Origin of the sequence: Pseudorhodoplanes sp., from assembly GCF_046289595.1 — a bacterium.
In the GTDB taxonomy this organism is placed as follows: domain Bacteria; phylum Pseudomonadota; class Alphaproteobacteria; order Rhizobiales; family Xanthobacteraceae; genus Pseudorhodoplanes.
Map to the genome: position 1 here is coordinate 1 of NZ_JBKBVB010000088.1, position 19,010 is coordinate 19,010.

The following is a 19,010-nucleotide window of genomic DNA, read 5'->3' on the forward strand; positions in this document are numbered from 1 at the left end:
ATCCTTAATCAGGCGCACCGCCTCAAGCTTGAACTCTCGCGTAAACTTCCGTCTCTCCATGACCACCCTCCGGTCCCATTAAAACACCTAACTCGGTGTCTTCGGAACCGGGTGCAGGCCAGGAAAGCTCGTCGTCTGCTGCGCGATTGGTCGCGCAGTATAGCTTTAGCGCTGGCTGTCATCGTCTTTGGCTTAGCCGCGCTCGGAAGCGTTGGAGGCTACTTGACCTTCGCAAGAGACCCCATCGCATTCGTGAAGTCTTCTACTGGTGGAGACGCTAAGTTTCGCGAGCTGATTAACACGCACTTCAAACTGAAAGTATCGGAAGCTGCCCTTTCGACGATGACCGACGACGAGTACGCCGACCTCGCAGACGATGAGCCAAGGTTGTGGGACAGGATTTATCACTGCGAGAATAGTTTTGGACACGATGACAGGTGCGCATTGCTTGTTGAGAAGGTGGCTTCAGCCAGGACCGAGCAAGCATTTGTCATGGACCTACTAACTGATCGGTTAGCTGACGCGGATTTTCAAGGGCAGCTTGGCAAGCAATTGCTGTTTTGGTCCATTGCATTCGTCTTCATAAACGCAGCTGTGATGGTCTTTTCATTCCTGCTCTCTTTGTCGATCACCTTATTTTTGATGCGCGCCATGGAAAAAGTCAGAGTATCGAGTCTATTGGTGTGCCTTATAGACCTTTTTCTGGCCGTGGCCGTACCCATCGCGGTACTGACTGCTGTCGTGACAATCGTGGTCTTTACTGTCCCCACTTCCGTTTCCGACATAAAGGCCGGACCGCAATTCGCAAACGACCTTGCTCGCTATATCGCTTCATTTGCGTTCGGGGCCAGCGTTTTTCCCCTTGTGTTCTCTAAGAGCATGTACAGCGTCTTCCTCAATGGTGACGGCTCATTTGAACGTTTTCTCTTGCTTTGGTGGGGCATATGGATTTACGGCCTCCACCAGTTTCAAGAGTTCACCTCCAGCATGTTGGCTGTCCTTAAGGGCGACATCAGCAGCGTAAATATAGAGGCCGCCCAGCGAAACTGGACTGTTGCAGCCAGCATACTCTTTTCTTTGTCCTACATTGGCTATGTTGCCTTCTTGTTGATAGCTCGTAGATCGGCAGGCTTTCGGGCGTTGGTCGAGCGCGTATTGAAGTTTTTCGTAGAGCATCCGAAAGGACCCCTAGGCGCGGCATCGCTTCTGGTAGCTGGCGCTCTCTTCCTTGCTGATCGATATCTAACGTAGCAAGTGTAGCCCGCATGGAGCGCAGCGTAATCCGGGGCCGTTCCCGCATTGCGCTTCGCTCCATGCGGGCTACAGGTTCGCGGGTGCGGCTCTGGGTCCCCGCCTTCGCGGGGACGAGCGGGGATAGGTTCGTATTTCGCGGCTCAAGGCTTCCGTGGAAAAATCTCCCGCCAAGTGCTATGTTGTGGCGATGACTACCAAGTCTAACCGAAAGCTGGAACCGCGCGCGACCACCATGGTGCCCGTCACCACCATGGAGGAACTGCCGGTGTTGACCGAGGGCGAGCGCGCGAAGCTTTTGGCCGACCTCAAGACGGCGGAAGCCGAGGCGGCCGCGGGTCAGTCGGTCGAATTCGACCCCGAAGCGTTCGAGAAGCGGCTGCTGGATATTTACCACAACAAGACGCGCTGAACCGACATGGCGTACCGGCTGCGCATCACGCCTTTTGCGCAGAAACAGATCGACGACTTTGTCACGTATCTCAGAGACTACAGCGAGCCCTTCGCTCGCGAGCAGATCGTGCGTCTTAAGCGCATCCTGGCGGTGGATATTGCGGCTGCACCGAATACGTGGAGCCATTTCGCATTCACTGGCGCGCCTTACCGCGCCTATCTGTTTCGTGTGGGCCGGCGCACGCAATACTGGGTCGTCTACACGGTCGATGACGATGCGCGGACTGTCGACGTCCTGCATTTCTGGAACGCGATGCGCGATCCCGAGCGATTTGAGATGACTTGACCCCTCCCAGCGGCGCCCCCTGATGAAGCGCAACGACATCCGGGGCCGCCCACAAACTTTCCGTTCCCGCATTGCGCTTCGCTCCATGCGGGCTACGAATGCTGAATGCGGGGCGGTGGCGCGCAACGGAGCGGATTGATATATTGCCACCATGACCAAGCACAGCATCGAAATCCTCCTTGAGCGCGTCGCCTCGTGGCCCGAAGACGCGCAGGACGAGTTCGTAAAATCGCTGGCGGAAATCGAGCGCAAGCACGCCGGTGTCTACACGCTCAGCGACGAAGAGCGCGCGGCGGTCCGGCGCGGGTTGGCGGATATGCGCGAAGGCAGGCTCGCGAGCGACAAGGCCGTAGACGCATTGTTCAGCCGCTACGGGGCATGAAGGTCCGCTACACCGAAACGGCGGCCGGAGAGCTTGAGGACATTCTTCGTTATCTGTCGGAGCGCAATCCGCGCGCGGCGACGGCTGTGGCCAGGCGCGTCAAGGATGTTGCATCGCTGCTTGCCGAGTATCCTTTGTCCGGGCGGGAGGTCGACGAGTCCGGTGTGCGGATGGCGTCGCTGGTCCGCTATCCGTTTCTCGTTTTCTATACAGTGACGGCCGACGAGGTGGTGATCCTCAATGTGCGGCATGCCGCGCGTCAGTGGCCGTGGGAGGAGTGAACAACCGTCGCCCGGATGAAGCGCACCCGTGGCTCTGGGTTCCCGCTTTCGCGGGGATGAACCGAGTGAAGGGCCAAGCCATCGCGTCTCACGTGATCTCAGCATGTCTCGAGAAACCAAGACCGCAATACCGCCGCGCCTCGTACCGTCGTGCCGCAGATTTGGCACCATCGCGGCCTAATCTGCGCGGCGTCTTCGGGCCGGTCATGTGTGGAGCAGCGTTGCGATGGGGCGGCAGCTTTTCAATCCGTGGATTTTCGCCGGTGACCTGATGGTCGCCAACATGCAGATCGGCGCGGTGCTGTGGCATCGGCTCGCCGCGCCGCAATCGGGCGCAGAGAGGGCGCGCATGGTCAACGAGAAGGTCGCGGCGGCCTCGAGCGGCGTGTTCGAGGCGCAGAAGGCGGCGCTGCGGCTGTCGCGCGACGCCGCACTCGGCACGATGTCGCCTGCACGCGCGGCCCTTGCCGCGGCCGAGCTGGGCGAGGCCGCAACCAAGCCCGCGCGCAAGACGCTCAAGGCCAACGCCAGGCGGCTCGGCAAGCGCAGCCCGCGCAAGACGCCGTAACCGTCACCGGTCCGTCATCGGCGGTTCATCGCCGCCCTGTGCCAGAATTTGCGGGTTCCCGCCCGACCCGATAACCTCCGCCCGCCAAACATCGCGGGGGGAGTTCTGCAATGCTGCGTCGTGTGATTGCCTGTGTCGCCTTGGTGTTCGCCGCAACGCTTGCGCACGCGCAGACGCCCGCCGACAGCCGGCTGAAACGGATCGCCGATTCCAAGACCATCAAGATTGGCTATCGCGCGGCGGCGACGCCGTTCTCCTTTGTCAATGCGCAGACCAGGGAGCCGGCCGGCTACACCATCGATCTGTGCCGGCTCGCCGCCGAATGGATCGGAAAGTCGCTGAATACGCCGCTCACGATCGAATGGGTCGAGATGACGACGCAGAACCGCTTCGACATGGTGGCGGACGGCCGGGCCGATATGGAATGCGGCTCGTCCACGGTGACGCTGTCGCGCATGAAGCAGGTGGATTTCTCCTCGATCACCTTTGTCGAGAGCACCGGCGTCGTGGTGCGCGCCAATACCGGCATTGCCAAGGCCGGCGATCTGAACGGGCAGCGGATCGCCGTCGCCGCAAACACCACGAACGAAACCGCGCTCGCCGAGCTGATCAAGCAGGGCAGGATCAAGGCGACGCTGGTGCCGGTGAAGGATCGCGACGCCGGCATCGCCGCGCTGGAAAAGGGCGAGGTCGACGGCTATGCGAGCGACAAGCTGCTGCTGGTCGGCGCGCGCTTCCAGGATGCCAAGGCGCTGAGCATGCTGCCCGACGATCTGTCGTTCGAGCCCTATGCGATCGCGCTGCCGCGCGGCGACTGGGCGTTCCGCCTTGCGGTGAATTCGGCGCTTGCCGAGGTGTTTCGCTCCGGCCTGATCTTCAAGATCTTCAGCAAGTGGTTCGATCAGATCAATCTGAAGCCCGGCCCGGCGCTGCTCGGCGCCTTCTCGCTGGGCGCGCTGCCGCAATGACCGGGTAGAAGACGGCGCTTGCCGCGAGGAATCTGACGATCCGTTCAGGCCCGTTCATCAAAGCGTGATGGCGGTTCAGAATTTCGCCGCTTGCCGCATGCTAAGGTCTCTTTCGGGCGCGCACCCTGACCAGGTGCCTTGTTCACGGTCGTGAGCGCGAAGGAGAGATCATCATGCGCAAGTTCGTGTTGACGCTGGCCGCTGCCGGAAGTCTCGCGGCGGCCACGATTGCCGCACCGGCTCCAGCCGAAGCCGGATGCCGCGGCTGCTGGGTTGGCGCAGGCGTCGCCGCCGGCGTGCTGGCCGGCGCAGCGATCGCGAATGCGGCCTATTACCAGCCGGTGACCTATTACGGCTACCGGCCCTATTACGGCCGCCGCTACTACGCGCCGCGTTACTACGCGCCATACGGCTATGGCTATTACGCGCCGCGCTACTATGCGCCGCGCTATGGCTACGGCTATTACCGCCCCTATCGCTACCGGTATTACTGGTAGCCGCGGAGCCTATCCGACGACGTCATGCCCCGCTTCACGCGGGCATGACGCCGCTTTGCTTGTTCGACGTCTTACCGCAGCCGCAAGCCGGCGCCGCCGCCGCGGCCGAAATCGCGTCCACCGCGCGGCGCCTGGAAGTTCTGCCCCCCGCGTCCGCCCCTTGGCGGACCGGCTTGAAAATTCGGACGCGGCGAAAAGCGCGGCGACGCATTGCGCTCGAAGCCGCCGCCGCGCTGCCGTTGTCCAGCCCGGGGTTCGATCTGCCGGTTGCGGTTGACGTCGCGGCCTCTGCCGCCGCGCTCCAGCGACCGTGGGCGGTCGCGCTCCCGCCGAATGTCGCGATCGCCTTTGCCGAGCGGCTTCGGTGTCACGACCTTGTCGGGCTTGCGGTCGCCGCGTCCGCCGGACGGACGGTCGTTCCTGCTGTCGTTCGGCCGGGCGTGATCCCCCTTGCCGGTGTCGCGGTCACCGGGCCGCGGATTGTCCCGCTTCGGATCGCGGATGCGGACCGGCTCTCTGATGCGCGGCGGGATTACCGGCACCACGACGGTGCCGCCGGGTACGAAGACCGGATCGGGATCTGTAGGAACGAAGACCGGCCCGCCGGGCGGGACTGGCGCGACCGGTCCCGGAACGGAGGCGCGCGTTCCCGGAGGCGGCGCCCCCGGATTAAGCGGCCGGTTCGGCGTTCCGGGTAGCGCGCAGGGACAGCTTCCCGCCGGGGCGGCGGCCTGAATGAGATTGGCATCGCGTCCGCCGCCCAGCACCGAGGCATTGATCTGCCGGTTCTGCGCGCGCTGCTGCAGGCGGCGTGCGGTCTCGCTCAAATCGGAGTTCGGATAGCGCGCGAGAAACGCCGCAAAAGCCGCAGCGCTATTGAGCGCGACCGCTTCCTGCCACGCCAGCATCATCAGCCGTCGATCGAAGATGGCGCGCAGATTGACCGCCAGCGGATCGCCGCCATAAAGCGCAAGATATTGCTCGTAAACCAGGACATCGTCCTCGCGCACGGCGATCGCGAAAGCGTCGCGCGCCGGCATGCCCTGCAACTGCTTGCGCCATTCGTCGGCCGACCTGTCGCTGCTTGGCGGCCGCTTCAATGCACCGTCACCCGGGAAGAACGAGAACGGCTCGGTCAATGCGGAAACTTCCCATGGCGTCTGGCGCCCGCCGGTCGCGCCGTGAACCGAAAGCCGGACATTCTTCAACGCGGTCTCAATCGGTAATCCCGGCTCGCGCGCCGACTTGAGAAGCGCCTGGGCAAAAGGCGAATGGATGCCGGTGCCGTCGTCGGCGGTATGCCCCGGCGATGTCGAATAGGCGATCAGGGTACCGGCCGGCGCATTCACCAGCGACAGACCGCGCGGCGCAATCTTGGCAATGTCGCCAAACGGATTGTCGCGGCAGGCGTCGAGAATGACGATGCGGGTTCTGGCCCGCACGGTTTCGAGCATCGACATCAGGTCGCCCATTCGCATCGCTTCCAGCGGCACGTCGGCTTCGCGCGCGATCGCGGCGTCGACGGGCACGAGAAAATTCTCGCCGTCGACCTGAAGGCCGTGCCCGGCGAAATAGATCAGGGCGACGGTGCTTTCCGGCTTTTCTGCGATACTGGTCGTGAAAAAGCGGACCACCTTGCTCATGCTTGCCTTGTCGAGATCGAGCGCGGAGGTGACCTGAAAGCCGGCGTCCTTGAGAAGCGCGCCGATTGCCGCTGCGTCGCGTGAGGGATTGGCGAGCTCGCTGGCGTTGCGGTACTTTGAATTGCCGATGACCAGCGCGAACCTGTCCTGCGCCAAGGCCGGTTCTGAGGCGATGGCGACCGCGGTCAAGGCCGCAAAAGCGAATGCTGTTTGCCTGAGCATTTCAACTCTCCATCGGGTGCAAAGACCGGTCCGGACATGTGTTGCAGCGGCCGCGCAAGGCATTGCGCGCGGCTGCGACCCGTCAATGCGGAACGCCGGTCCAGCCCGATCTTGCGGGCATGTCGTATGGTCGCGCCGGATCGTTCAAAGGTTCACGCCCTGCGCGGCATTGCTGGCCGGCCCACTGAGGGTTCGCCGTACGTTTATATCCTGCCCGATTTGCCGTGGCGCGGCGACCCGCTTGCTTGAGGAACCCGACATCTGTCACAGGAAGGTGATGGCGCAGCCGCACAATCGCACCTGCGCCGTCATCGGCGGCGGACCGGCTGGGCTGATGGCGGCCGACATCCTGGTAAACGCAAATCTTGCGGTCACCGTCTATGAACGCATGCCCTCGGTTGCGCGCCGATTGCTGATGGCCGGCCGCGGCGGGCTGAACCTGACCCATTCGGAACCTCTGCCGCAAGTCCTGTCCCGCTACGGCGCGGCAGATCCGCGCCTCATCGGCGCGGTGAAAGCCTTCCCGCCGGACCGGCTGCGCGCCTTCGCCGCCAGGCTTGGCCAACCGACATTCGTGGGCACCAGCGGCCGGGTGTTTCCGCAAGCGATGAAGGCCTCTCCACTGCTGCGCGCCTGGTTGCGGCGGCTCGAGGTTGCGGGTGTGACCTTTGCGCTGCGGCATCGCTGGACCGGCTGGCGTGAAGACGGCGCGCTGGAATTCGCAACGCCGGATGGCATCACCAGCGTGACACCGGATGCGACGGTGCTTGCGCTCGGCGGTGCGAGCTGGCCGCGCCTCGGCGCCGATGGCGGCTGGACGAGGATTCTTTCGCGTGAGCGGATCCCGGTTGTGCCGCTTCGGCCATCCAATTGCGGTGTCCGCACCGAATGGTCGGATCGCTTCCGCGAGCGCTTCGAGGGGCGGCCGCTGAAGACCATTGCGCTGTCGTTTGGCGGGCAGCGCGTGCGGGGCGAGGCCGTCATCACGCGCGACGGACTGGAGGGCGGAGCAGTCTATGCGCTGTCCGCGGCGTTGCGCGCCGGCATCGAGCGCGACGGCGTTGCGGCGATCTCCGTTGACCTTCTGCCCAATCTGAAGGCCGAGGACGTGCTGCGGCGGCTGAGCACGCCGCGGGGCAGGCAATCGCTGTCCAACATGCTGCGCAAGACTCTGGCGCTGCCGCCGGTTTCGATCGCGCTCGCGCAGGAAGCGGCAAAGGGCCGGCTCGGTTCGCTTGAACCGGGTGCGCTGGCCGGTTTTCTCAAGGCCGTGCCGGTGATGCTGACCGGTCTCGCATCCATCGACCGGGCGATTTCCAGTGCGGGCGGCCTTGCATTCGAGGCGATCGACGATGCTTTCATGCTCAAGGCGAAGCCCGGTGTGTTCGCCGCCGGCGAGATGCTGGATTGGGAAGCGCCGACCGGGGGCTATCTGCTGCAAGCGTGCTTTGCGACCGGCGCTGCCGCCGGCGAAGGCGTCGTGCGCTATCTCGCTGCGGCCAGGGCGGCGGCAACGGCATGACCGATCTTGCGGCCTATGCCGGCCTGTTCGCGGTGGCCTTCATCGCCGCGACGCTGTTGCCGGCGCATTCCGAGGTTGCTTTGGTCGGTCTGCTCCTGAGCGGGCAATATTCGCCATGGCTGCTGGTCGCCGTCGCAAGCGCGGGCAACATTCTCGGTTCCTGCGTCAACTGGGTTCTTGGCCGGTTCGCCGAACGCTTCCGCGACCGCAAGTGGTTTCCGGTATCGCCGCGTGCGCTCGAGAAGGCGCAGGGTTGGTACGGCCGCTATGGCCGCTGGTCGCTGCTGTTGAGCTGGGCGCCGGTGATCGGCGATCCGCTCACGGTTGCGGCCGGCTTCTTGCGCGAGCCGCTCTGGTCGTTCCTGATCCTTGTCGCGATTGCAAAAACCGCGCGCTACGTGGTGCTGGCGCTCGGTACTGCCGGCGTGATGTGACGATGCTGCTGCGACGCTGAGCGCGAACCCGGCGATGCGAAGTCGCGTGTGTCAATTCGCACAGTGCAAATTCCCGCGTGTCAATTCGCACGTGCCAGATTGCATACTCCACGTCGCACATGCAAAGCCGTGCATACCACGTCGCGCGTGCGACGATATGCCGTCGCGACAATATGTAGCTCGTCGTGCCGCGAGAGATTCGATAAGGCACGCGGCTCGTGTTGCGAATGGTTGCGCTTGCGCGACGCGGACCGTACAAAAACAAATGTGCGGCGAGGGGCAGCGTCGGGTGAGGAGCCTGTGCCGTACGCACGGGGCGCGCACCAACGGCGCCAGCGCTCGCTGTAGCGTATCTGGGAGGAGCGAGATCGCCGATGCTGAGCCGAGACTATCGCGACATCATGGCCGGCCTGGTGATGATTGCCATTGGCGGCGGCGCGGCGATTTATGCCTGGGCGTTTTACCGGCTCGGTACCGTCATGCATATGGGCCCGGGCATGTTTCCGTTCGGGCTCGGCATTCTGCTCGCGATCATCGGTGTGATTGTCGTGCTGCCTGCGCTGATGCGCGAAGCGCCGCCGATCCCGCGGCCCGATATTCGCTCGTTCATTTTCGTCAGTCTGTCGCTTGTCGCCTTCGCGCTGACGGTGCGATGGATCGGCCTGGTTCCCGCCGTCGTGTTGCTGGTCGTGATCGCCGCGCTCGCCGACAACAAGCTCGGCCTTGTGAAATCGCTGGCGCTCGCGGCGCTGCTGTCGGTGCTCGCCTGGTTCATCTTCATCTATGCGCTCGGCATCCCGCTGCAGCCCTTCATCTGGGCCAGGTAAAACATGCTGACTGGTCTTGCGGAAAACCTGGCGCTCGGGCTGACGACGGCGCTGTCTCTCTCGAACCTCTATTACTGTTTCCTCGGCGTTCTGCTCGGCACCTTCGTGGGTGTGCTGCCGGGAATCGGCTCGCTGGTGGCGTTGTCGCTGCTGCTGCCGATCACTTTCCATCTTCCGGCGACGTCGGCGATCGTGATGCTTGCCGGTGTCTATTATGGCTCGACCTATGGCGGCTCGACCGCATCGATCCTTTTGAATCTGCCGGGGACGCCTTCCACGGCCGTGACCTGTCTCGACGGCTATCCCATGTCCAAGCAGGGGCGGGCGGGCGTCGCCCTGCTGATGACAACCGTCGCCTCGTTCTTCGGGGCGACCGTCGGCATCCTGATCATGACGCTGTTCTCGCCGGCAATCGTCGGCATGGCGCTGAAATTCGGTCCGGCGGAATATTTCGCGATGATGGTGCTCGGCCTCGTTGCGGCGTCCTCGGTCGCCAGCGGCGCGCCGGCCAAGGGCGTCGGCATGGTCGTGCTCGGCATCATGCTCGGGCTGATCGGCTCCGATCTCGAAACCGGAGCGGAACGCTACACCTTCGGCTTTACCGGTCTGTATGACGGCCTGCCGCTGGTGGCCGTCGCCATGGGACTGTTCGGCGTGTCCGAGGTGATCTACAGCGTGCGGGTGGTCAAGCCGGGGCAGGTCGATCGCAAGGCCATCACCTTCCGCTCGATGATCCCGACCCGGGACGATCTGCGCAGATCGGTGGCGCCGTTGTTTCGCGGCGCGGGCATCGGATCGTTTTTCGGCGCCTTGCCCGGTACCGGCGGCGTGATCGCCGCCTTCATGTCCTATGCGGTCGAGAAGAAGGTCTCGAAGGAGCCGGAGCGGTTCGGCAAGGGCGCGATCGAAGGCATCATGGCGCCGGAATCGGCCAACAACGCCGCCGACCAGACCGCCTTCATCCCGACGCTGACCCTCGGCATTCCCGGCAACGTGGTGATGGCGCTGATGATCGGCGCCCTCACCATCCACGGCATCGTGCCGGGTCCCCAGCTCATGGTGAAGGAGCCGGAACTGTTCTGGGGCGTGCTGATGAGCTTCTGGATCGGCAACCTGCTGCTGCTGGTTCTGAACATCCCGCTGATCGGGCTCTGGATCCGGATTCTGGCGGTGCCGTATCACCTGCTTTATCCGGCCATCCTGATGTTCGTCGCGATCGGCGTCTACAGCGTCAACAACAGCCCGTTCGACGTGATGATGGTCATGATCCTGGGCGGCGCGGGCTACGCGATGCGGCTGCTCGACATGCAGCCGGCGCCGCTGATCCTCGGCTTCGTTCTCGGCCCGCTGATGGAGGAAAATTTCCGGCGCTCCATGATCATCGCGCGCGGCGATTTCCTGCATTTCTTCCAGCGCCCGATCAGCGGCACGCTGATGGCGATAACGGCGCTGCTGCTGATCTATGTGATCTGGACGCAATTCCGCGCCAGGCCGGTCGCCGCCCGCAGGCAGGCGTAGCGCAACGGAGCCGCGCCTCAGCTCTCGATCTCTTCTCTCAGGATCTCGAGTTCGAGCCACTTTTCTTCCGCAGCCGCGAGCTCTGCCTGCGCCTTCGCCATCGCGGCGGTGGCGGCGTCGAATGCCTTGCGATCGCGCGTGTAGAGATCGGGATCATCCAGCCTTGCCTGCAAGGCGCGGATATCGCCTTCCAGCTTCGCGATCTGCTTGGGCAGATTGTCGAGCGCGTATTTCTCGTTGAAGGACAGTTTCGTTTTCGGCTTCGCGCCGGGGGCCGCTGCCGTTGAGGATGCGGCTTTCGTCTCCTTCGGCGCGACGCTGCGTGCAGGCTTGGTCGATGCAATGTCCGCGCCGCGCTGCGCCAGCATGTCGGAATAGCCGCCGGCATATTCGTTCCAGACGCCGCCACCTTCCGGCACGATCACGGCGCTGACCACGCGGTCGAGGAAATCGCGGTCGTGGCTGATCAGGATCACCGTGCCGGTATAGTCCGCAAGCGTTTCCTCCAGCACGTCGAGCGTCTCAAGATCGAGATCGTTGGTCGGCTCGTCGAGCACGAGAAGGTTCGACGGCTTGGCCAGCGCGCGCGCCAGCATCAGCCGTCCGCGCTCGCCGCCCGAGAGTGCGCGGAGCGGCGTGCGGATCTGTTCCGGCGAGAACAGGAAGTCCTTCATGTATCCCACGACATGCTTGGTCTGGCCGCCGATCGACACGGTGTCGCCGCGCCCGCCGGTCAGCGCTTCCGCCAGCGTCCAGTCCGGATCGAGGCTGTCGCGATCCTGTTCGAGCGCGGCCATCTCGATATTGGCGCCGAATCGCACCGAGCCCTCGTCCGGGGCGAGCGTGCCGGTGAGAAGGGAGAGCAGCGTGGTTTTGCCGCTGCCGTTCGGCCCGACGATGCCGATGCGGTCGGCGCGATTGATGCGGGTCGAGAAGTCCTTGACGATCGGGCGGCCGTCGAAAGACTTGGAAATATTCTTCGCCTCGATGACCAGCGCGCCGGACTTGTCGGCTTCCGCAACGCTGATGCTCGCCTTGCCGACGCTGCCGCGATAATCGCGCCGCCGCTGGCGCAACGCCTGCAACTCGCCCATCCGGCGCATGTTGCGCTTTCGACGCGCGGTGACGCCGTAGCGCACCCAATGTTCCTCGGCGACGATCTTGCGGTCGAGCTTGTGCTGCTCGCGCTCTTCTTCCGCCAGGATTTCGTCGCGCCTCGCCTCGAAGTCGCGAAAGCCGATCTCAAGCCGCCGCGTGCGGCCGCGATCGAGCCACACCGTGACGCGCGACAGCGTTTCGAGGAAGCGCCGGTCGTGGCTGATCAGCACCAGCGCACAGCGCCGGCTCTTCAGTTCGTTTTCCAGCCACTCGATGGTGACAAGATCGAGATGGTTGGTCGGCTCGTCGAGCAGGAGAATATCGGGATCGGGTGCAAGCACGCGGGCGAGTGCGGCGCGGCGCGCCTCCCCGCCGGAGAGATGCGCCGGGTCTTCGGTTCCGGTCAGGCCGAGCTGTTCGATCAGGTAGCGCGCCTGGTGCGGGTCGTCGCCCGGTGCGAGCCCGGCCTCGACATAGGACGCCGTGCTGGCATGGCCGGAGAAATCCGGCTCCTGCGGCAGGTAGCGGATGGTGGCCCCGGGCTGGACGAAGACGCTGCCGCGGTCCGGCTCGATCATGCCCGCGGCGATTTTCAGGAGCGTGGATTTGCCCGACCCGTTGCGGCCGACCAGGCAGACCCGCTCGCCCTCCGAGACCGACAATTCGGCCGACGTGAGAAGCGGCGTGCCGCCGAAGGTGAGCGCGATGTCGCGCAGCTGGATCAGGGGTGCCATTGCGGCTGGGTGTATAGCGCGGCTTCCGCTTTGCACCATCGAAAAACGTCGCAACGGCCTCGCGCCCGTCATCCGGCCGGCATAATCTCCTGACGGGAGAGAATCGCCAATGAATGTCCTCAACCTGCCGCGGCCGTCATGGATGACGGAAGACCTTGTGCTGCTCGAAGACCAGGCCCGCCGCTTCATGGCGGCGGAATATGTCCCCAACATTGAGCGCTGGAACGAGGCCGGGACGTATGACCGCGCGGTCTGGAACAAGACCGGCGAGGCCGGGCTGCTCTGCGCCACCATACCCGAGGAATATGGCGGGGCCGGCGGAACCTTCGCCCACGAGGCCGTGATCAACCGCGAATTCGCGCTGTGCGGCTTCGACTCCTTCGGCGCGCCGCTGCATTCGGGCATCGTCGCGCCCTACATTTTGCATTACGGCACCGAGGAACAGAAGAAGCGCTGGCTGCCGAAGATGGCGTCCGGCGAAATGGTCGGGGCCATCGCCATGACCGAGCCGGGCACCGGTTCCGACCTTCAGGGCGTTCGCACCAGCGCGAGAAAATCCGGCAACGGATATGTGCTGAACGGCTCGAAGATCTTTATCACCAACGGCCAGCATGCCGATCTCATCATTGTCGTGGCGAAGACCGACCCGTCGGCGGGCGCGAAGGGCGTCTCCCTGTTCGTGGTCGAGACCGCCGATGCGCCGGGATTCCGGCGCGGGCGCAAGCTCAAGAAGCTCGGCCTCGATTCAAACGATACATCCGAATTGTTCTTCGAGGACGTCAAGCTAACGGCGGAGAGCTTGCTCGGCACGCAGGAAGGGCAGGGCTTCGTCCAGCTGATGCAGGAATTGCCGCAGGAGCGGCTGATCGTCGGCATCCACGCGGTCTCGATGATGGAGCGCGCGCTGCAATTGACGATCGACTACGTCAAGGAGCGGCAGGCCTTCGGCAAGAAGATCATCGATTTCCAGAATACCCAGTTCGTGCTCGCCGAATGCAAGACCGAGGCGACCGCGGCCAAGGTGTTTCTCGACCATTGCATCGAGCGTCATATCAAGGGCGAGCTCGATACCGTGACGGCCTCAATGATCAAGTACTGGTCCACCGATGTGCAGGCAAAAGTGATCGACCGCTGCCTGCAATTGTTCGGCGGCTATGGCTATATGGACGAATATCCGATTTCGCGGATGTACCGCGACGCGCGGGTGCTGCGCATCTATGCCGGGACCAACGAGATCATGAAGCTCTTGATCGCACGAAGCTTGTAAAGTCGTCGTCCCGCCTTCGCGAGGACGACCGGAAGGAGACAGAGGTTATGACTGACGCCTTCATCTACGATCACCTGCGCTCGCCGCGCGGACGCGGTAAGGTGGACGGCTCGCTTCACGAGGTCTCGACGGTCAATCTCGCCGCGCAGGTGCTGAGGGGCTTGCGCGAGCGCAACAATCTCGATCCGGAGCTCGTGGACGATGTGGTGATGGGCTGCGTCGATCCGATCGGTGAGGCCGGCGGCGACATCGCGCGCATCTCGGCGCTGCTCGCGGGTTACGGCGAACATGTGCCGGGCATCCAGATCAACCGGTTCTGTGCGTCGGGACTCGATGCGGTGAATTTCGCCGCAGCCGAAGTCATGAGCGGCCAGCACGACATGACCATCGGCGGCGGCGTGGAATCGATGAGCCGCGTCGGCATCGGCGCGTCGGGCGGCGCCTGGTTCATGGACCCGATGGCGGCAATCCCGACCTATTTCATGCCGCAGGGCATTTCCGCCGATCTGATCGCCACGAAATACGGCTTCTCGCGCGACGATGTCGATGCCTATGCGGTGGAGAGCCAGAAGCGGGCGGCGGAAGCCTGGGCCGACGGACGCTTCAAGCACTCGATCCTGCCGATCCGGGACGTCAACGGCATCACGCTGCTCGATCGCGACGAGCATATGCGGCCGGGCACGACCATGCAGTCGCTGGCGTCGCTGAAACCCTCGTTCGTGGAGATCGGACAGCTCGGCGGCTTCGATGCGGTGGCGAGCCAGCGTTATCCCGAAGTCGAAGAGGTCAACCACGTCCACCACGCCGGCAATTCGTCGGGCATCGTCGATGGCGCAGGCGCAGTCCTGATTGGCAACGCCGCGGCTGGCAAGGCGGCGGGCCTGAAACCGCGGGCGCGGATCAAGGCCTTCGCCAATATCGGCTCGGAGCCCGGCATCATGCTGACCGGGCCGATTCCGGTGACGCAGAAAGTCTTGAAAAAGGCCGGCATGTCGACCGCCGATATCGACCTGTGGGAATTGAACGAGGCGTTTGCTTCGGTCGTGCTGCGCTACATGCAGGCGCTCGATATTCCGCACGACAAGATCAACGTGAATGGCGGCGCCATCGCAATGGGCCATCCGCTCGGCGCCACCGGCGCAATCATTCTCGGCACCGTGCTCGACGAACTGGAGCGGCGCGACCTGTCGACGGCACTGGTCACATTGTGCATCGGCGCCGGCATGGGAACGGCGACGATCATCGAACGGGTTTAAGCTCCATGCCGAAAATCGATCTTTCCCGGTGCCCGGTGCGCACCAATACGATCTATCCGGCGGAATTCGCCAGGATTACGCAAGGCCGCGAAAAGCAGGCGCTCGGCAACGACGCGGGCCTCACCCAGTTCGGCGTCAACCTGACCCGGCTGAAGCCGGGCGCGGGCTCCTCGCAGCGCCACTGGCACGAGACCGAGGACGAATTCGTCTATATCCTGGACGGCGAGGTCACGCTCGTAGAAGACAACGGCGAGACGATCCTGCGCGCGGGCGACTGCGCGGGCTTCAAGGCCGGCGTTCCGAACGGCCATTGCCTCATCAACAGGTCGCAGAGCGATGTCGTGTATCTCGAGATCGGCACCCGGGCGCCGAGCGACCGGTTTCATTATCCGGATATCGACATGAAGGGCGAGAAGGATGAGCACGGCGTGCGCCTGACACGCAAGAACGGCGCGGCGTTCGGGTGAAGACGGGATGCGACGGCAGCAGCGATCAGGCGACGCCGGCGACGCTGATGCTGCCGGTCGTCAGCATCGGAACGGGAGGCAGGGCCTGAAACGACGGGCGCGCGAACAGGTAGCCCTGGAACAGACGGATGCCGGTCGCGCGCAGGACGCTGAGTTCGGCTTCTGTCTCGACGCCTTCGGCGATCACCTCGATGTCGAGGGCGCGCGCAATGCCGGCAATGCCCGCGACGATGGCCTGCCGCGCTTGGCTCGTGTCGATACCGCGCAACAGGGCCATATCGATCTTGATCAGGTCGGGCTGATAGTCGGACAAGAGCTTGAGGCCGGCATAGCCGGCGCCGAAATCGTCGAGCGCGGTCATGAAGCCGAGTTTTCGGTATTCCGAAATGATGCGCTCGATTTGCACGGCGTCGCGGACGCGCTCGTCCTCGGTGAATTCGAACATGATGCGATTGACGGAAAAGCCGACGCGCCGCGCGGCCGCAAGCGAGGTGCGGATGCACGCGGCCGGCTCGTAGACGGCGTTCGGCATGAAATTGATCGACAGCCGCAGCGACTCGTCGTCGAACAGACGGCCCGCGGTTTCGATGGCCTTGACGCGGCAGGCCTGGTCGAAACGGTAGCGGGTTTCGTCGGTGACGTTCGCCAGGATGCCGGCGGCGGGTTCGCCGTTCGGACCGCGCACCAGCGCTTCATGCCCCCAGACCCGCTGCCCGGCCATGTCGACGATGGGCTGGAACGCCATCTCGAAATCGAAGCCGAGCGGCACGTCGTCGCGGCAGCCGCTGCAGGTCTGATGCTGTTTCATGTCTCGACACGGGCTCTCAACTTCCCGTTGACGCTATGCGGAGGTGGTTGCGAACCTGTTAATCCGCCGCCCCGGAGCAAGATGGGACCCAGATCATGAGCGCGCAAATCTTCAAGCTCGATACCGACGCCGATGGCATCGCGACCGTCATCTGGGATGCGCCGGGCCGCTCGATGAATGTCATCGATATCGCAACCATTCAGGAATTGTCCGATCTGGTCGAAGCAACGACCGCCGACGACAAGGTGAAGGGTGTTATCATCACGTCGGGCAAGGACACGTTTTGCGCAGGCGCGGATCTGACGCTGCTCAACACAATGCGCGGGATGTTCACCGAAATGGTGAAAACGCACGGAGAGGAGGCGGCGGCGAAGAAGCTGTTCGAGGAAAGCCGCAAGCTCTCTCAGCTTTACCGCCGGATCGAAACTTGCGGGAAACCGTGGGTCGCGGCGATCAACGGAACCGCGCTGGGCGGCGGCTTCGAGCTTTGTCTCGCCTGTCATCACCGCGTGGCGGCCGACAACGACAAGACCCGCGTGGGGCTTCCTGAAATCAAGATCGGATTATTCCCCGGGGCCGGCGGTACGACACGCATTTCACGCATGATGCTGCCTGCCGATGCGTTGCAGTTTCTGGCCAAGGGCGATCAGCTCAAGGTGGCGCGCGCCAAGGGCCTGAAGCTGATCGACAATGTGATTCCCGCGGCCGATCTCATCAAGGCGGCGAAGGACTGGATTAAGGCTGGAGGCAAGGCGGAAGCGCCGTGGGACGTGAAGGGCTTCAAGAATCCGGGCGGGCCTGTCTGGTCGAAGGCCGGGATGATGGTGTTCTCGCCCGCGAACGCGCTGTATCGCAAGCAGACCTACGACAATTATCCGGCCGCGCGCGCCATCATGCAGGTGGTGTTCGACGGTTTGCAATTGCCCTTCGATCTCGCGCTCACCGTGGAGTCGCGCCACTTCGCGCATATCCTGCGCTCGAAGGAAGCCGCCGCCATGATCCGCACGCTGTTCGTCTCGATGGGCGAACTGAACAAGGGCGCGCGCCGTCCGGCCAATGTGCCGGCGTCGAAGTTGAAGAAAGTCGGTATTCTCGGTGCCGGCTTCATGGGCGCGGGCATCGCCTATGTCAGCGCACAGGCCGGGCTCGATGTCGTGCTGATCGACCGCGATCAGGAAGCGGCCGACAAGGGCAAGGCGCTGTCGCACAAGCTGATGACCGAGCAGATCAGCAAGGGCCGGGCCAATACCGCGGCGCGCGACGCGCTGCTCGCGCGGATCACCGCGACACCGGATTATGACGCACTGAAAGGCTGCGATCTCGTGATCGAGGCGGTGTTCGAGGATCGCAAGGTCAAGGCGGAGGCGACCGCCAAAGCGCAGGCGGTGGTGCCCGACGCGGTGTTCGGGTCCAACACCTCGACGCTGCCGATCTCCTCGCTCGCCGAGACTGCGAAGGATCCGGCAAAATTCATCGGCATCCACTTCTTCTCGCCGGTCGAGCGCATGATGCTGGTCGAGATCATCATGGGCAAGAAGACCGGCGACGCGGCGCTCGCCATGGCGCTCGATTTCGTGCGCGCCATCCGCAAGACGCCGATCGTGGTCAACGATTCCCGCGGCTTCTATACCTCGCGCGTGGTCGGCACCTATATCCGCGAGGGCCATCTGATGCTGATGGAGGGGGTTCCGGCGGCGATGATCGAGAATGTCGGACGCATGGCCGGCATGCCGGTCGGTCCGCTCTCGCTCAACGACGAGGTCGCGGTCGATCTCGCCTGGAAAATTCTGAAAGCCACCGAAGCCGATCTTGGCAAGGATGCGGTCGATCCTCGCCAGAAGGCGTTGCTCGAGGCGATGGTGGAAAAGCACGGCCGCCTCGGGCGCAAGAACGCCAAGGGCTTCTACGATTATCCGGAGAAGGGGCAGAAGACGCTATGGCCGGGACTTGCCGGCCTGCAGCAGACCACGCTCGATCCCGATACCATTGATGTGGAGGAACTGAAGCAGCGGCTGCTCGTCATCCAGGCGCTGGAGACCGCGCGCTGCTTCGAGGAAGGCGTGCTGACCGATGTGCGCGAGGCCGATGTCGGCTCGATCCTCGGCTTCGGCTTTGCGCCATTCTCAGGCGGCACCTTGTCCTATATCGACTTCATGGGCGTGAAGACGTTCGTCTCGCTGTGCGAGGCCCTGGAGAAGAAATACGGCGCGCGCTTTGCGCCGAATGCATTGCTGCGCGATCTCGCCGCCAAGGGCGAGACCTTCTACGGGCGGTTCGCGCCGAAAGCAGAGAGGGCGGCGGCGTAGTTCGGGTCATTGCCGGGCTCGACCCGGCAATCCATCACGCGAAGAGGATGGATGCGCGGGTCAAGCCCGCGCATGACCGTCTCCAGTCTTTCCGAGAACCCGCGCGATCCCTTCGCACGCATCCCTGATCTGCGCCGGATCGCGCGCAAAACACAGCCGCAGGAAGCCCGCGCCGCCCGTGCCGAAGGCTGTGCCGGGCGCGAGCCCGACGCGAGCCTCGTC

19 protein-coding genes are annotated in these 19,010 nt (G+C 63.9%); 16 read left to right on the forward strand and 3 right to left on the reverse strand.

Annotation, left to right across the window (positions count from 1 at the left end; genetic code table 11):
* The 8 genes from ACK41X_RS16625 to ACK41X_RS16660 all read left to right on the forward strand — a co-directional run.
* On the forward strand, positions 1–1,251 hold a 1,251-nt coding region (locus ACK41X_RS16625; RefSeq protein ID WP_409725614.1), incomplete at its 5' end, for a hypothetical protein.
* Between the two features lie 190 nt (positions 1,252–1,441).
* Positions 1,442–1,663 carry a hypothetical protein gene (locus ACK41X_RS16630; RefSeq protein ID WP_409725616.1) on the forward strand — a complete coding sequence of 74 codons (222 nt, stop codon included), beginning with the start codon at positions 1,442–1,444 and terminating at the stop codon, positions 1,661–1,663.
* A 6-nt stretch (positions 1,664–1,669) separates the two neighbouring features.
* On the forward strand, positions 1,670–1,990 hold the full coding sequence (locus ACK41X_RS16635; RefSeq protein ID WP_409725618.1) for a type II toxin-antitoxin system RelE/ParE family toxin: 321 nt from the start codon (positions 1,670–1,672) through the stop codon (positions 1,988–1,990).
* 151 nt (positions 1,991–2,141) lie between these two features.
* Positions 2,142–2,372 (forward strand): hypothetical protein, encoded by a 231-nt coding sequence (locus ACK41X_RS16640; RefSeq protein WP_409725620.1) that lies wholly within the window; start codon positions 2,142–2,144, stop codon positions 2,370–2,372.
* Positions 2,369–2,653 (forward strand): type II toxin-antitoxin system RelE/ParE family toxin, encoded by a 285-nt coding sequence (locus ACK41X_RS16645; RefSeq protein ID WP_409725622.1) that lies wholly within the window; start codon positions 2,369–2,371, stop codon positions 2,651–2,653. Before ACK41X_RS16640 ends, ACK41X_RS16645 begins: the two co-directional genes overlap by 4 nt.
* A gap of 226 nt (positions 2,654–2,879) precedes the next feature.
* A complete protein-coding gene (locus ACK41X_RS16650; protein ID WP_409725624.1) occupies positions 2,880–3,221 on the forward strand; it encodes a hypothetical protein in 342 nt (113 codons plus the stop codon).
* A 110-nt stretch (positions 3,222–3,331) separates the two neighbouring features.
* Positions 3,332–4,189, forward strand: a complete 858-nt coding sequence (locus ACK41X_RS16655) for an amino acid ABC transporter substrate-binding protein (RefSeq protein ID WP_409725626.1) — start codon at positions 3,332–3,334, stop codon at positions 4,187–4,189.
* Between the two features lie 173 nt (positions 4,190–4,362).
* A complete protein-coding gene (locus tag ACK41X_RS16660) occupies positions 4,363–4,686 on the forward strand; it encodes a hypothetical protein (RefSeq protein WP_409725628.1) in 324 nt (107 codons plus the stop codon).
* A 71-nt stretch (positions 4,687–4,757) separates the two neighbouring features.
* Here ACK41X_RS16660 and ACK41X_RS16665 read toward each other — a convergent pair whose 3' ends face one another.
* Positions 4,758–6,551 carry a caspase domain-containing protein gene (locus tag ACK41X_RS16665; RefSeq protein ID WP_409725630.1) on the reverse strand — a complete coding sequence of 598 codons (1,794 nt, stop codon included), beginning with the start codon at positions 6,549–6,551 and terminating at the stop codon, positions 4,758–4,760.
* Between the two features lie 277 nt (positions 6,552–6,828).
* On the opposite strand from ACK41X_RS16665, the gene ACK41X_RS16670 reads away from it, so the two are divergent.
* The 4 genes from ACK41X_RS16670 to ACK41X_RS16685 all read left to right on the forward strand — a co-directional run bounded on the left by ACK41X_RS16670 (position 6,829) and on the right by ACK41X_RS16685 (position 10,852).
* Positions 6,829–8,073, forward strand: a complete 1,245-nt coding sequence (locus ACK41X_RS16670; protein WP_409725650.1) for a TIGR03862 family flavoprotein — start codon at positions 6,829–6,831, stop codon at positions 8,071–8,073.
* Positions 8,070–8,507 (forward strand): YqaA family protein, encoded by a 438-nt coding sequence (locus ACK41X_RS16675; protein ID WP_409725632.1) that lies wholly within the window; start codon positions 8,070–8,072, stop codon positions 8,505–8,507. Before ACK41X_RS16670 ends, ACK41X_RS16675 begins: the two co-directional genes overlap by 4 nt.
* A 374-nt stretch (positions 8,508–8,881) precedes the next feature.
* Positions 8,882–9,334: a tripartite tricarboxylate transporter TctB family protein gene (locus tag ACK41X_RS16680; protein WP_409725634.1), complete on the forward strand. Its 453-nt coding sequence runs from the start codon at positions 8,882–8,884 to the stop codon at positions 9,332–9,334.
* A gap of 3 nt (positions 9,335–9,337) precedes the next feature.
* A complete protein-coding gene (locus tag ACK41X_RS16685; RefSeq protein ID WP_409725636.1) occupies positions 9,338–10,852 on the forward strand; it encodes a tripartite tricarboxylate transporter permease in 1,515 nt (504 codons plus the stop codon).
* A gap of 17 nt (positions 10,853–10,869) precedes the next feature.
* Here ACK41X_RS16685 and ACK41X_RS16690 read toward each other — a convergent pair whose 3' ends face one another.
* Positions 10,870–12,684, reverse strand: a complete 1,815-nt coding sequence (locus tag ACK41X_RS16690) for an ABC-F family ATP-binding cassette domain-containing protein (RefSeq protein ID WP_409725638.1) — start codon at positions 12,682–12,684, stop codon at positions 10,870–10,872.
* Positions 12,685–12,793: 109 nt separating this feature from the next.
* Here ACK41X_RS16690 and ACK41X_RS16695 point away from each other — a divergent pair, with 109 nt between their 5' ends.
* The 3 genes from ACK41X_RS16695 to ACK41X_RS16705 are packed head-to-tail and all read left to right on the forward strand — an operon-like array spanning position 12,794 to position 15,674.
* Positions 12,794–13,951 (forward strand): acyl-CoA dehydrogenase family protein, encoded by a 1,158-nt coding sequence (locus ACK41X_RS16695; RefSeq protein WP_409725640.1) that lies wholly within the window; start codon positions 12,794–12,796, stop codon positions 13,949–13,951.
* 47 nt (positions 13,952–13,998) lie between these two features.
* Positions 13,999–15,207 carry an acetyl-CoA C-acetyltransferase gene (locus ACK41X_RS16700; RefSeq protein WP_409725642.1) on the forward strand — a complete coding sequence of 403 codons (1,209 nt, stop codon included), beginning with the start codon at positions 13,999–14,001 and terminating at the stop codon, positions 15,205–15,207.
* 5 nt (positions 15,208–15,212) lie between these two features.
* Entirely contained in the window at positions 15,213–15,674 is a 462-nt protein-coding gene (locus tag ACK41X_RS16705; protein ID WP_409725644.1) for a cupin domain-containing protein, read from the forward strand.
* 25 nt (positions 15,675–15,699) lie between these two features.
* On the opposite strand, the gene ACK41X_RS16710 is transcribed toward ACK41X_RS16705, so the two are convergent.
* Positions 15,700–16,482 (reverse strand): EAL domain-containing protein, encoded by a 783-nt coding sequence (locus tag ACK41X_RS16710; protein WP_409725646.1) that lies wholly within the window; start codon positions 16,480–16,482, stop codon positions 15,700–15,702.
* 95 nt (positions 16,483–16,577) lie between these two features.
* Here ACK41X_RS16710 and ACK41X_RS16715 point away from each other — a divergent pair, with 95 nt between their 5' ends.
* A complete protein-coding gene (locus ACK41X_RS16715; protein WP_409725648.1) occupies positions 16,578–18,788 on the forward strand; it encodes a 3-hydroxyacyl-CoA dehydrogenase NAD-binding domain-containing protein in 2,211 nt (736 codons plus the stop codon).
* The last annotated feature ends 222 nt before the right edge of the window (positions 18,789–19,010 follow it).

What these genes read in the sequence shown, in the direction of transcription:
- ACK41X_RS16630 (WP_409725616.1), top strand. Translation starts at nt 1,442, where the DNA reads ATGACTACCAAGTCTAACCGAAAGCTGGAACCGCGCGCGACCACCATG.
- ACK41X_RS16635 (WP_409725618.1), top strand. Translation starts at nt 1,670, where the DNA reads ATGGCGTACCGGCTGCGCATCACGCCTTTTGCGCAGAAACAGATCGAC.
- ACK41X_RS16640 (WP_409725620.1), top strand. Translation starts at nt 2,142, where the DNA reads ATGACCAAGCACAGCATCGAAATCCTCCTTGAGCGCGTCGCCTCGTGG.
- ACK41X_RS16645 (WP_409725622.1), top strand. Translation starts at nt 2,369, where the DNA reads ATGAAGGTCCGCTACACCGAAACGGCGGCCGGAGAGCTTGAGGACATT.
- ACK41X_RS16650 (WP_409725624.1), top strand. Translation starts at nt 2,880, where the DNA reads ATGGGGCGGCAGCTTTTCAATCCGTGGATTTTCGCCGGTGACCTGATG.
- ACK41X_RS16655 (WP_409725626.1), top strand. Translation starts at nt 3,332, where the DNA reads ATGCTGCGTCGTGTGATTGCCTGTGTCGCCTTGGTGTTCGCCGCAACG.
- ACK41X_RS16660 (WP_409725628.1), top strand. Translation starts at nt 4,363, where the DNA reads ATGCGCAAGTTCGTGTTGACGCTGGCCGCTGCCGGAAGTCTCGCGGCG.
- ACK41X_RS16665 (WP_409725630.1), bottom strand. Translation starts at nt 6,551, where the DNA reads ATGCTCAGGCAAACAGCATTCGCTTTTGCGGCCTTGACCGCGGTCGCC.
- ACK41X_RS16670 (WP_409725650.1), top strand. Translation starts at nt 6,829, where the DNA reads ATGGCGCAGCCGCACAATCGCACCTGCGCCGTCATCGGCGGCGGACCG.
- ACK41X_RS16675 (WP_409725632.1), top strand. Translation starts at nt 8,070, where the DNA reads ATGACCGATCTTGCGGCCTATGCCGGCCTGTTCGCGGTGGCCTTCATC.
- ACK41X_RS16680 (WP_409725634.1), top strand. Translation starts at nt 8,882, where the DNA reads ATGCTGAGCCGAGACTATCGCGACATCATGGCCGGCCTGGTGATGATT.
- ACK41X_RS16685 (WP_409725636.1), top strand. Translation starts at nt 9,338, where the DNA reads ATGCTGACTGGTCTTGCGGAAAACCTGGCGCTCGGGCTGACGACGGCG.
- ACK41X_RS16690 (WP_409725638.1), bottom strand. Translation starts at nt 12,684, where the DNA reads ATGGCACCCCTGATCCAGCTGCGCGACATCGCGCTCACCTTCGGCGGC.
- ACK41X_RS16695 (WP_409725640.1), top strand. Translation starts at nt 12,794, where the DNA reads ATGAATGTCCTCAACCTGCCGCGGCCGTCATGGATGACGGAAGACCTT.
- ACK41X_RS16700 (WP_409725642.1), top strand. Translation starts at nt 13,999, where the DNA reads ATGACTGACGCCTTCATCTACGATCACCTGCGCTCGCCGCGCGGACGC.
- ACK41X_RS16705 (WP_409725644.1), top strand. Translation starts at nt 15,213, where the DNA reads ATGCCGAAAATCGATCTTTCCCGGTGCCCGGTGCGCACCAATACGATC.
- ACK41X_RS16710 (WP_409725646.1), bottom strand. Translation starts at nt 16,482, where the DNA reads ATGAAACAGCATCAGACCTGCAGCGGCTGCCGCGACGACGTGCCGCTC.
- ACK41X_RS16715 (WP_409725648.1), top strand. Translation starts at nt 16,578, where the DNA reads ATGAGCGCGCAAATCTTCAAGCTCGATACCGACGCCGATGGCATCGCG.